We start from the raw sequence: 12,002 nt of genomic DNA, 5'->3' as shown, positions 1-12,002 counted from the left end.
AGCGCGAAATTGAACCGGGCGAATTCGCATGTCCTGATGGACATAACCGTGGAAATTGAACAGAGAGACAGTCTGTGCAGGAAAAGAGCGGTACCCCGTCCGCAGCACGACCGGCCGCCTCGGCCGGTGTCGTGCCAACAGTAGACGTAGCACCCCCCCGTAGCACCTCGCAACAGATGCTGATCCTCGTGGGCATTTGCATCGCAGTGCTCGTGCTGCCGCTAAATTTCGGCGGTGCGGCCGTGTCCGCGCCGACCATCGGCACCGCCTTGGGAGGGAGCCCAGTGGCGGTCAACTGGATTCTCAATGCCTTTATGCTGAGCTTCGGCAGCAGTCTGATGGCCTCGGGAGCGCTTGCCGATCTGTTCGGACGAAAGCGTGTATTCGCCATAGGCGTGGTGCTCTTCGCGCTGACGTCACTTGGAATCGCCGCGGCGCCGACTCTGTTGTGGGTCGATTTTCAGCGCGCACTACAGGGCATTGCCGCCGCATTAGTCCTGGCCGGCGCGTCGGCAGCGCTCGCACAGGAGTTCGACGGACATGGGCGCGCCCGCGCGTTCAGCATGCTCGGCACCACCTTCGGCCTCGGCTTGGCGCTTGGCCCACTACTCGCCGGATTTCTCACGGAGACGTTCGGTTGGCGTTCGTTCTTCCTGGTGGATGCCGCAATCGGCTTGACCGGGTTTGCACTCGGAGTTCCGAAGCTAAGAGAATCGTACGACCCCAATGCCATGGGTCTCGATTGGCCTGGCGCCGCCAGCTTTACCGCCGCGCTGACACTCTTCACATTCGGGCTGTTGCAGGGGCCGGAAAGCGGCTGGAACAGCCCTCTCATCATTGGACTGTTCTCGGGCGCCGTAGCGATGTTCATCGCGTTCGGCTGGATCGAGAAACGTGCTTCCCGGCCAATGCTCGACCTGTCGCTGTTTCGCTATCCGCGCTTCGTTGGTGTGCAGGTGCTCCCGCTAGCGACGGCATTTTGTTACGTTACCCTGCTTCTGGTCTTGCCCACGCGATTCATCGGAATTGAAGGACATTCTGCGATTGACGCCGGCTTGATGATGGTCTCGCTATCGGCGCCGATGCTCTTTGTGCCCATTACGGCTGCATTTCTCACGAGATGGATATCGGCCGGTGTCATTTCAGCGGTCGGCCTCGTCATAGCGGCCGTTGGTATGCTTTGGTTCAGTGGCATCGCGCGTGACGCGCCATCCGGTGCCCTGACGCTGTCGCTCTTCGTCATCGGAGTCGGAGCCGGCCTGCCGTGGGGCCTGATGGATGGCTTGTCAGTCAGCGTCGTTCCAAAGGAACGCGCGGGCATGGCAACCGGGATCTTCAGCACGACGCGTGTAGCCGGAGAGGGCATGACGCTCGCAATCGCTGGTGCGATATTGGCGGTCCTCACACGTCTAAGGCTATCCGATGCACTCGCAGCGTTCCCGCTCGCTTCGCGCGATGCCGCCGCGGAAGCCGCCCAGCGCGTGGCAACCGGCGATCTGCCACATGCCGTCGCTCTTCTGCCCGCGCTGGGGCAGCCCATTCTCGCGCAGGCGTACGATGGCGCGTTCCGCATCCTGCTCCATATTCTTGTGGCAATCACGCTGGCCTCCGCGCTCGTCGTGCTTGGGTTTCTCGGCCGCACGCCATCCACTGCCAGCCCGAACGATACCGGCCCCACGCTTTTGGGCGGCGAAGGGGCGGTTGACTGAGAACACGTCCGGGGCGAATTGGTGATCGGTAAGGGGCCCGCCCCGATCTGTGACGGTTTCTCACAAAGTCAATATTTTTCGTGCATTGTCGTACCCCTGGTCAGGGCGCTTAATCATCCTCGATGAGCATTCCGTAACGCGTAAATCTGGAGGAAGCCATGGATCTCGGACCGCCCATACCAGCCGCATGCTCGCGTCCACATCGACGTTGTGGTGAACGCCATTCACTATCCTTTCTATTCGTGTCCAGATGCGCTGGACGACGCGCCCCCCCCACAGCTCGATCGTTGGGTCGGTGATCCAGCACTCAGCGCACGGCGAGCGCGAGCACGGCTTTGCCGAAGGTGTCCTGAGCAAATACGTCGAGCGCCCGCCGGATCACTGCGATCGATTTCCTTTCATTGGCGCCACCCCACTTCCCTTCGCAGATAGCACGCGTCAGAGGCCGAGGCGCTAAACAGGTGTACATAAAAATTCAATCGCAAGTGTTTCGATAGTCATGCGATACTCGTTGTTTGACAAACCGCACCCGTATCGGATTCTGTCCGAGGAACTGAGGCATGCTGATTGAGCAAGCATGCTGACGATTATTTCAGCCACATCAGGCGACCACAAGCAGACACCTCGCGGCCCCATACTTTCCCCATGGAAACAAGTTGCGACGATGCGCTTTGTGCCGACTACAACGCGCAAAAAAAACCGATGATCTTGCGCGCGACATCATTGGGCAGATCGCCGATACGTGGACCATCCTGGTGATCGATGCACTTGGGACTGACGGCGAGATGCGTTTTTCGCGCCTACGCGAACACATCGGTGGCGTCAGTCAGAAGATGCTCACGAAGACGTTGCGCCAACTTGAGCGCGACGGCTTGGTTTCGCGCCACGTGCACCCAGTGATACCGCCGCGCGTCGACTATCGGCTGACACCGCTCGGAAGCAGCCTTCTGGACAAAATCTGCGGAATTTGGGATTGGGCCGAAAGTCACATGACTGAAATGGAAGCGGCGCGGCTGCAGTTCGATCGTGGAGAAAAGCGGGCCGACACCTCACGGTCACCCGACGGGGCGACTCTTTAGACGGCAAGGTTGAAGCTTGCGAGTTGCGAATGCATGCGGCAGTTCGATGCCCACAAGGGTGACCGAAGCTCTATACGAGCGGATCAATCACGCTCCGTTGGCAACGAACCGCGTATCCGGAAAGCGCCGACTGCGCTGCGCAACGCAAAGGCCTGCTCTTCCAGTGATCGCGTAGCCGCCGATGCCTGTTCAACCAGTGCGGCATTTTGTTGCGTCGCTTCGTCCATTTGCACGATTGCCTGTCCGACCTGTTCGATGCCGATGCTCTGCTCTTCCGACGCCGCGGCGATCTCGGCCATGATCTCGTTGACCTGCCGTACCGATTGCAAAATCACACTTCCGCGGAATGCAATCGCATAGGTTTCCTTGACACTGTTAATGTCGTTGATTGTCGTGAGGCTCGCATTGATCTTGTTGACTCGCGTGATCCCTACAATCGTTAGCGCGACGAGCGCAAACAGAATCAGCCCAAATCCCACGGCGACCCGCGTGCCGGTGCGAACATTCTGAAGTTTCAACATCGCCCCCTATGCGATCACTCTCACTAACTTGTGTACCTGCTTGCTAACGACGAACGCGCCCGAGCTTTGCGAACGGCCGACTCACGACCTTATCGCCCGCCAAAGAAGTCCCGCACGACGGTAAGCGCAGCCTCGACGGCGTCCGCGGAGACGTCGAGGTGCGTAACCCAGCGCTGCTGCGTCGTGCCATACACAGACGTGACGCCAATACCGTGTGCAGCCAGGTGAGTGGAAAACACCCCTGCTATCTCTTCGGCGACATTTACGAAGACGATATTCGTGTCGGGCGCTGACACGGTCAAGCCAGGGAATGTCGACAAACCCTGCGCGAGAATCCTGGCATTGGTGTGGTCAACCTCTAACCGATCGACGTTGTGCTCAAGCGCATACAGTCCGGCTGCCGCCATGATGCCGGCCTGCCGCATGCCTCCGCCGAGCATCTTGCGCAGCCGCCGCGCCCGCGAGATAAAAGGGAACGAACCGGCAAGCACCGACCCGATAGGCGCCCCCAATCCCTTTGACAGGCAGACGGATGCGGAGTCGAACGGTGCGACCAGCGTCGCCGCCGGGACGCCCAGTACGGCGGCCGCATTGAACACACGCGCGCCGTCGAGATGGCATGAAAGGCCATGCCGGCGGGCAAGTGAAGTGGCGGCGTCGACGTAGGCCAAAGACAGGACCTTCCCGCCGATTGTGTTCTCGAGCGCAAGCAGACGCGTGCGAGCGAAATGTGGATCATCTGGCTTAACGGCCAGTTTGATATCAGCGAGCGACAGCGTCCCATCGGGCTGATTGGTCAACGGCTGCGGCTGAATACTCCCGAGTGCGGCGGCCCCACCGGCTTCCCAGCGATAGCAGTGGGCTTTCTGGCCGACGATATACTCGTCGCCGCGCTCGCAATGCGACATGAGTGCGATAAGATTGGCCTGCGTGCCCGACGGCACAAGCAGGGCAGATTCCTTGCCGAGCATGTCGCAGACTGTTGCTTCCAGCCGATTTACGGTCGGATCGTCTCCGAGAACGTCGTCGCCCACTTCGGCCGCTGCCATTGCGGCACGCATTTGAGGGCCGGGTCGGGTAACGGTGTCGCTGCGGAAGTCGTAGCAGATTGCGGGGCTCATCGGATTTCCTTCAAAGAGCAGCGATCTTGGCATTCCGATTGCGTTAGGCCAATACACAGTAAAGGCGAATCTGTTAGATAACAGATTCGCGGCGATGAATTGCACAGCATGCAGGCAACTAAATTAGTTTTGCCACGATATAAACGACTCGCCCAGCAATTGTGGGAGGGAATCGTCCACGCGGGACTGTGCGAAGGCAGTCGCATACTGTCCGTGCGTACGCTGGCAGTGCAACACGACGTGAGCCTCACTACCGCAGTGCAAGCCCTGCGCTGGCTGGAAACGCAGGGTCATATCGAGGCTCGCCCCCGATCCGGTTATTTTGTCGCCAGGCGACCGGAGCACTCGTGCCCCGCGCGAGCAACAGGGTGGCCCAACCCGCCTCCAGAACTCGATGCCCAGGCCCGTGATCACCTTGCGATGGTAGGTGCGCCGTGTGCGGTTCGTTTGGACCTCGCTGTCGGGGAGCCGTCGCTGTATCCGGTCGACAGGCTGAGCGTCCTGCTACGCCGCCGTGCGTACCAGCAACCGGACCTGCTCGGTGCACATGCGCGGGGGGCGGGACACCCTGACCTGCGGCGAGAGATCGCTCGTCAGGCGATGCAGTATCGCTGCGAACTCGCCCCGGACGAGCTGGTTGTTACCAACGGCTGTATCGAAGCGCTGAATCTTGCGCTCAGGGCCGCGACGCGACCCGGCGATGTCGTGGCAGTCGAGTCGCCGACTTATTTCGTGTTGCTGCAAATGTTGGGCGCCCTCGAACTGCGGGTCCTGCCGATCCCGTGCCGAACCGACACCGGGATGGATCTCGACGCGCTGAAAAGTGCGCTCAATGAAACGCGTATCAATGCGGTCGTCACGATCGCAAACGCCAACAACCCGGTTGGCAGCATCGCGTCAGATGCGGACAAGGCTGCGCTCGTGAGGCTGCTACAAGCGCGCAACATCCCTTTGATCGAGGACGACATTTTCGGAGACGTCTGCTATGACGAGCTGCGGCCGCGTCCAGCACGGGCCTTCGATACGTCCGGCAATGTGCTTCTATGCGGCGGCTTCTCGAAGAGTCTGTGTCCCGGCTTGCGCCTTGGCTGGATTGCGGCGGGAAAGTTTAGCGACAAAGTTCGGGCACTGAAATACACCACCAGCATGGCCACGGCCGAATTGCAGCAGACCGCAGTCGCCGGGATGCTCTCCAGTAGTGGTTTCGCTTTGCACCTGAGACGGCTCAAAGGTGCGCTGCAGGACCAGCAGAGTGAACTACGCGATGCCGTCCTCCGTCACTTTCCCGACGGCACAGAAATGAGCCACCCACGCGGCGGATTCGTTCTCTGGCTAAAGTTGCCCGCCACCGGCCACCTTCGCGTCAGCACGCGCCCTATGTTTGAGCAGGCACGCACCGAGGGTATCGGTTTTGCCCCAGGACATCTGTTCGGCCAGGGCGGCGCCTACGACGATTGCCTGCGATTGAACGCCGGTTATCGGTGGACGAACAACCTGGAAAAAGCGGTCGAGCGTCTCGGCGCGCTAGCACGGATCGCCGTCGCCGCGTCGGAATAGGCAGCGCGCGACAGAAAACACTGGCAGCTGGCCCTAGCTGGTTTTGTCGCGATAAGGAAGGCGAGTCAAATAAATGTCGATATGATGAGGACTACTCATGCAACAAGCGAGTAAAACTGCTGGGCGGGGGTTTGCGCGACGCCCCCGTCTTTCATCTGGCCTTTGACGATCATGTGCATGAACTCGATGCCGCCCAGAATGATACGTGCACAACGAAAATTCTTGAAGCCCAACATCGGTCGGGTGCGACGCTTGATGGCACGGTGGTCCTGCTCGACGACGTTGTTCAAGTACTTCTTCTGGCGGATCCTGATCGGCGCCTCACGTTGAGCGTTGAGCGCCTGTAGCGCCGCCAGATTTGATCCGCTTTTATCAATCGTCACGGTCTCCGGTTCGCCGTGCTGGGCGATCACCTTTTCGAAGTAGCGCCGGGCCGCAACCTTGTCACGATGGGCTCGCAGCAGGAAATCGATCGTGTTGCCAGCCTTGTCCACGGCGCGATACAGATATTTCCATTCGCCCCTGACCCGAATGTACGGGTGAATAGACCCAGGGAATTTCACCCGGAGTCTCTCGCAGAACCGTGCGTAAACCTCTCGATTTACACGGCTGCCGGGTCGGCCGGTGGAATTTCACCACCAGCCGCCCACAGAACCGTGCGTAAACCTCTCGATTTACACGGCTCGTCCCAGCCATTCTTCCGCCATCTCGCGATGACAGATCGACGCGGAAGGTAGATGCTCATCCCAGTTTCCCGGTTGGCGGCAACCTTCTCTGAGCTGAGTCATCCCCTTCGCTCCACTCGCATTACACGAGTTTCAACACTAATACGGGATGATCCGCCCCCTTCATGTGCATCGGTACTTTCCCCCTTCGTGGGTCCCACTTATAAGGTTTTCCCTTGGCATCACATGAAGAGTTCCCAAGTTCCGCACCCGAGCCCGGATTCGATTCGCGCCGCCTATACACCGGACACCACGTGGCCACTAAGCAGGTTGCCGCCACGCTGATCCCGGGAGTAACGGGCGCCCCCAGTTTTGATGTCGTCTAAGTTGGTTTCGATGCGTCGTCAGCGGTTCACTTTCGTTCGTCTCTCTAATCCATACATGACGTGTTTGATCACGCCTTTTGACCGTAACGTTCACCACCGCAGCGTTTCCGACTGAAGCAGCTTACGGCTGTTGTTGAGTAGACCCGGGGAGTTTCACCCCGAGTCTCTCGCAGATCCGTACGTGAGACTCTCGCCTCATACGGCTCCTGTCATCCAACCCCGCCTCCCTATACCTGCCGGTAGTGAAACATCCGTGGACATTTATTCTTCATCTTGCTGAGCCACTCCGCACTGCGCTGCTTGTGCCGCAACAGTGTTTTGTATTTTCTTCTAGCCCATTGCTCAAGCCGACGATCCAGATACAGAACGGCTTGTGCATTACCGTCTGATAGAACGCGCCATAGTAGTTCCACCACCCCCGGGTCGTTGAGTTGCATTGCTGCGCCAAATCGGCAAGCGCTTTCGGCGTTTGTCGATGAAGCTTCCACCCCCGCACTGTCTGCCGCATACGTTTCAAGGCATCCTTGCTCACTCCCGGCAGGAAGCTGGTAAATAGCCGGCCTTGCTTGCTCTGAGCCCTCCTCGGCCTAAAGGTAAAGCCGAGAAACGTGAACTGCACATGCGGATAGACTTCGGTGCGACTCCCGTCTTTGCAATACACGATCTTTGATTTCTCAGGATGCATCGTCAATCCACACTCCTCCAGCCTCGATGCGATAGATTGCATCACGAATTCCGCCTGCTTCTGGTTGCGGCAGTGAACCACCGCATCGTCGGCATAGCGGGCAAAAGGATATTGAGGATAGGTGCGCTGCATCCAGCGGTCGAACGTATAATGCATAAACAGATTCATCAGGATTGGGCTGACCACTCCGCCTTGCGGAACGCCCCGCGCCCGTGGCAACCGGGTTCCGTCTGCAGTCTCGAACGGCGCAGTCAGCCACCGCTCGATGTACAGCAGGATCCAGTCTTCCCTGACATGGCTTCGCACTGCTTTCATCAACAATGCGTGATCGATCTGGTCGAACGCCGCCTTGATGTCAAACTCAACAACCCAGTCGTACTGCCAGCAACGCTTGCGCGTCACGGCAATCGCCTGTTTCGCCGACTTTCCCGGCCGGTATCCATAGGAATCCGGATGAAACACCGGATCGAGTGTCGGCTCGATCATGAGCTTGACCACGGTCTGCGCGATTCTGTCAGACACAGTGGGAATTCCCAACTTTCTCGTGCCACCCTTGGCCTTCGGAATTTCCACCTGCTTCACCGGTGGCGGGAAGTACGACCCCGATGACATCCGGTTCCACAGTTTGTACAGATTTCCCGATAGATTCTGCTCGAACATGGCGATGGTTTCATTGTCCACGCCGGCAGCGCCACGGTTGGCCTTCGCCAGCTGATATGCTTCCCACACCACACGCTTCGCAATGCAATAGGATTTTGTTGATGTCATGTCACTCATCCCCGCAATGCAGGTTGGTGACCTTCGTCAACCGGATAACGCTGCCCCTTCGCTCCATTCTCATTACAAGAGCTTCAACACTACTACGAGCAGCTCCGCCCCTCGTTCTGGCATCGGTATTCTTTCTCATGGTGTCTGCCATTCGTCATTTCCCTTCACATCCAGAACAAGGTTCTCACGTTCCATACCAGAGCCTGTGTTGAGCTCATGCCGCCTATACACCGACTGCCATCGGGCCCGTAAACAGGTGTCGTCCCGACTGATCCCGGAGTTACTTCACGCCCCCGGTTTTGACAGTTCTTTGGAGCTAACGATGCGTCATCGGACGGTTTGCTTGCGCTCATCTTCTCAACACGTACCTGACGTCTTAATGACGCCTTTTCCACAGTCGCTCACGACCACGTCTTTTGGACGCAGCCGCACTGGGCGGTTTGATATCTGCTCCTGCAAGCCGATTTCGGGAGGCCAACTCCCATCTCTGGTACAGCATCGCAGGCTCACGCCTGCGTTCGTGACACACTGAAGCCTGCTCCTGCAAGCCGGCTTCGGGAGGCCTACTCCCATCTTCAGTACAGCACCACAAGCTTTCGCCTGTGTTCGTGACACACTTTCGTCCATACGCCAGCTCTTGCCGACCGCCCGCTTGCAGCGTCGGAACGCTTTCTCCAGCACCGGCAACAGTTTGAGCGCCCAGCGATGCACGGTCGAATGGTCAACCGAAATTCCTCGCTCGGCCATCATCTGCTCGAGGTGGCGCAGACTCAGCGGATACGCAACATACCAGCGCACGCAGAGAAGGATTACATCAAGCGGATGGTGCAGACGCTTGAGCACCTTCGCCACAGCCGGATTCAGGTTCTGCTTCATCGATCAGATCGTTTTCGTTCTCGAGACTTCAGCATAGCAGGTCCCTTATTGCGACAAAGCCCGGAAACGCGCCCCCCGAAAAACGCAGCATGCGACTTTCACGGCACTGCGCTCGCGCACAGTATTAAGCATCTTACTGACGCCGGCCGTGCCGCACTCCACACGACCTTCGTACGCGTCACATCGTTGATTCACCTTGTCACCAAGGCGGGGGACGCTGAACCGTAGTCTTACCGGTCTCTCGCAAGGCTGCCCTTCGTCGAACCTCAAATGCTGGCCTACGACAACTGCACCACGCGGAAGTCTGCACCCTTTCAGGTCAGGGTAAATCTCGAACCCCTATGCGGCCCATTGAAGGCCACCATTCGCTTTTTCCGCATTCTCATGCCCGCTCCCTCGACAGCTTCCGTTGCGAGTCACCTGCCACCGCGGCCCAAACGACAGGGCACAGTGGCGAGGAGTCGGGTTTTCCACGTTCCCATCCGCCGACCCAAATGCACCTGGGCCTGTCCGTTTAGCGCCTGTCTTTCCCCCGGCAGCGCTGATGACGATGTGCCTGCTTTGTTGACGCAAGCAACCGGCTGCATACCTTTTGGTTAGAGCCCGACAGCACGCTTTGGCTCATCTGTCATTACGGGGTTTAGCAACAGTTCACGTCCGTTGCGCATGCGGAAATTGCCTGGCACCTCGCACCGCACGGCGGCTGGCAGTGTCGATCTCTTCCTCGTCACCGAGGTAAACCGTCAATCGAGAGGCACGTTGTCTCCAGAGCTTCACACCCAACCGTTACCGGTTACGCATGTCCGGATAGGCAACTGCTGGTCGTACAGCAGGTCACGGCACCGCGATCAATGTTCCGAACTCAGAGCGTGACAAGGCAAAGAAGAGCTTTACCGCCTACTTCATGCCGCATAACGCGCGGCTGACGGCGACACGTGTCGCACCAACAAGTTGACAATACCTAACCGACCAGATCGGGGACGTGACAGCGCGGGCCGAAGCCCTGCACTCCTGTGCCTCGCGACCTCGCCTATCGCGACTCCGTCATTCGCCTTGCTGGGCCGAAGGCACGTGACGCAGGCGCACTCCGACGATGCGCCGCGCACAGGCCACCGCGCCGCATACCAACACGACGTCGATCGCGAACCCCATATGGATCGCATGCACGACAGCGGCCTGACCGCCGGCGAGCGCGCCATTGCCGGCGCCTGCGACGACACCTGCCAAGCTGCGCGAGACGAGCGTGCCGATCGTGGCCGTCCCCAGCATACCGCCCACCATCCGCGTCGACTGGATCAGCGCGGTCGTGATGCCGAAACGTGTGCGCCCACTCAACTCCTGCGCAAAAACGTTGAGGTTGTTGAAGATGAAGCCGAGGCCGACGCCTACCGCGCCCATCGACAACGCGCCCAACGCATGAGGGCTTGTGCTGTCGAGCATCGACGTACCGACGCAACCTGCGCCGATCAAGGCGAAGCCAACCGTGACGATCGTCATCGGGAAGCGCAAACGCGTGACGATGCGCGTATTCGCCAGGCTGCCGAGAGCCAGGCACACCGGCAGCGGCGTCACCGCGATGCCTGCCGCCTGTGGCGTCATGCCGAAGCCCGTTTGCAGCAGCAATGGCGTGAAGAACAGCAGCGAAAACATCGCGAAACCGGCGACGAACGAGAGCACGAAGAGCAGCACGAGATTGCGGTCGGCGAACAGGTCGATCGGCAGAATCGGCTGCGCGTGGCGTTTTTCCCACTTGTACAGCAGGACGCACGATCCGATCGCAAGCGCGACAAGCGTCAGCGTCGACGACGCAAGCCCTTTGGTGGGCAGCCGCTCGATGCCCATTTGCAGCGACGCGAGCATGACCGACAGTAACGCTGCGCCTGTCCAGTCGATCGTCGTGCGTTGCCTGCGGTCATGCTCGATATGAGGCAAATACCGGATCACGCAATAGAGGCCGGCGAGCCCGACCGGCAGGTTGATGAGGAACGTCGCGCGCCAGCCATAGACCGCGCTCAGGAATCCGCCGAGAAACGGCCCGGCTGCGGTGGCGATTCCGTAGGAACCCGCCATCACGACCTGCCAGCGTACACGGGCGTGCGGATCGGGAAACAGATCGGGGATCGCGGCGAATGCCGTGCCGACCATCATCCCGCCGCCGATCCCCTGCAGGGCCCGCGCGAATACCAGCATTGCCACGTTCGGCGCGAGTCCGCATAGCGCAGAGGCGACCGTGAACGTGATGATCGACACGATGACGAACCGCTTGCGGCCGAAGTAGTCGCCGAGCCGGCCGAAGATGGGGACCGAGACGACGGATGCCAGCAGGTAAACGCTCGCAATCCAAGCGTAGTATTCGGCGCCCTTCAGATCGGCGACGATGGAAGGCAGTGCGGTGCTGACAACCGTCTGATCGAGTGCGACGAGCATGTTGACGAGGCCGATGCCAAGCATCGCCAACAGCGAATCGCGGAACGAACGGGTAGCGGCTGCGTCATGCCGTACAGAATGATCTTCAACGTGCGCCATCAGTGCCTCCACGCGGCGTTGTCAGGTTGTTTGTGTCGGTTGCGTAAGATGACGTGATGAAGAAATCGAAATCGCTCTATCACGGTCACCGTTTTCCAGCCGGAGTCAT

6 protein-coding genes and 3 pseudogenes are annotated in these 12,002 nt (G+C 59.4%); 3 read left to right on the top strand and 6 right to left on the bottom strand.

Going from position 1 to position 12,002, the window contains the following annotated elements:
• The first annotated feature begins 176 nt into the window (after positions 1 to 176).
• Entirely contained in the window at positions 177 to 1,709 is a 1,533-nt protein-coding gene (locus tag P3T21_RS32740) for an MFS transporter (protein WP_429260087.1), read from the top strand.
• A 671-nt stretch (positions 1,710 to 2,380) separates the two neighbouring features.
• On the top strand, positions 2,381 to 2,788 hold the full coding sequence (locus tag P3T21_RS32735; protein WP_429260086.1) for a winged helix-turn-helix transcriptional regulator: 408 nt from the start codon (positions 2,381 to 2,383) through the stop codon (positions 2,786 to 2,788).
• Positions 2,789 to 2,871: 83 nt separating this feature from the next.
• On the opposite strand, the pseudogene P3T21_RS32730 reads toward P3T21_RS32735, so the two are convergent.
• Positions 2,872 to 3,120: pseudogene (locus tag P3T21_RS32730) on the bottom strand (hypothetical protein); the annotation flags it as partial.
• Positions 3,121 to 3,398: 278 nt separating this feature from the next.
• Positions 3,399 to 4,430, bottom strand: a complete 1,032-nt coding sequence (gene ltaE, locus P3T21_RS32725; RefSeq protein WP_429260085.1) for a low-specificity L-threonine aldolase — start codon at positions 4,428 to 4,430, stop codon at positions 3,399 to 3,401.
• A gap of 108 nt (positions 4,431 to 4,538) precedes the next feature.
• Between ltaE and P3T21_RS32720 the strand changes: the two genes are divergently transcribed.
• Complete coding sequence (locus tag P3T21_RS32720; protein ID WP_429260118.1) at positions 4,539 to 5,987, top strand: PLP-dependent aminotransferase family protein; 1,449 nt, start codon at positions 4,539 to 4,541, stop codon at positions 5,985 to 5,987.
• A gap of 95 nt (positions 5,988 to 6,082) precedes the next feature.
• Here P3T21_RS32720 and P3T21_RS32715 read toward each other — a convergent pair.
• The 4 genes and pseudogenes from P3T21_RS32715 to P3T21_RS32700 form a co-directional block, all read right to left on the bottom strand.
• Positions 6,083 to 6,523: pseudogene (locus P3T21_RS32715) on the bottom strand (IS6 family transposase); the annotation flags it as partial.
• 783 nt (positions 6,524 to 7,306) lie between these two features.
• Positions 7,307 to 8,491: a group II intron reverse transcriptase/maturase gene (gene ltrA, locus P3T21_RS32710; protein WP_429260084.1), complete on the bottom strand. Its 1,185-nt coding sequence runs from the start codon at positions 8,489 to 8,491 to the stop codon at positions 7,307 to 7,309.
• Positions 8,492 to 9,097: 606 nt separating this feature from the next.
• Positions 9,098 to 9,367 (bottom strand): annotated as a pseudogene (locus P3T21_RS32705) (IS6 family transposase); the annotation flags it as partial.
• 1,044 nt (positions 9,368 to 10,411) lie between these two features.
• On the bottom strand, positions 10,412 to 11,818 hold the full coding sequence (locus P3T21_RS32700) for an MFS transporter (protein ID WP_429260117.1): 1,407 nt from the start codon (positions 11,816 to 11,818) through the stop codon (positions 10,412 to 10,414).
• Positions 11,819 to 12,002 lie beyond the last annotated feature (184 nt).

This window comes from Paraburkholderia sp. GAS334 (assembly GCF_050436625.1).
Lineage (GTDB): Bacteria > Pseudomonadota > Gammaproteobacteria > Burkholderiales > Burkholderiaceae > Paraburkholderia.
Note: the sequence above shows the minus strand (reverse complement) of the source record. Positions and strands in the feature narration are given on the sequence as shown.

Bases quoted from the DNA above. Each gene is read 5' to 3' on its own strand.
- P3T21_RS32720 (WP_429260118.1), top strand. From the start codon at position 4,539: ATGCAGGCAACTAAATTAGTTTTGCCACGATATAAACGACTCGCCCAG.
- P3T21_RS32740 (WP_429260087.1), top strand. From the start codon at position 177: ATGCTGATCCTCGTGGGCATTTGCATCGCAGTGCTCGTGCTGCCGCTA.
- P3T21_RS32700 (WP_429260117.1), bottom strand. From the start codon at position 11,818: ATGCTTGGCATCGGCCTCGTCAACATGCTCGTCGCACTCGATCAGACG.
- ltaE (WP_429260085.1), bottom strand. From the start codon at position 4,430: ATGAGCCCCGCAATCTGCTACGACTTCCGCAGCGACACCGTTACCCGA.
- ltrA (WP_429260084.1), bottom strand. From the start codon at position 8,491: ATGACATCAACAAAATCCTATTGCATTGCGAAGCGTGTGGTGTGGGAA.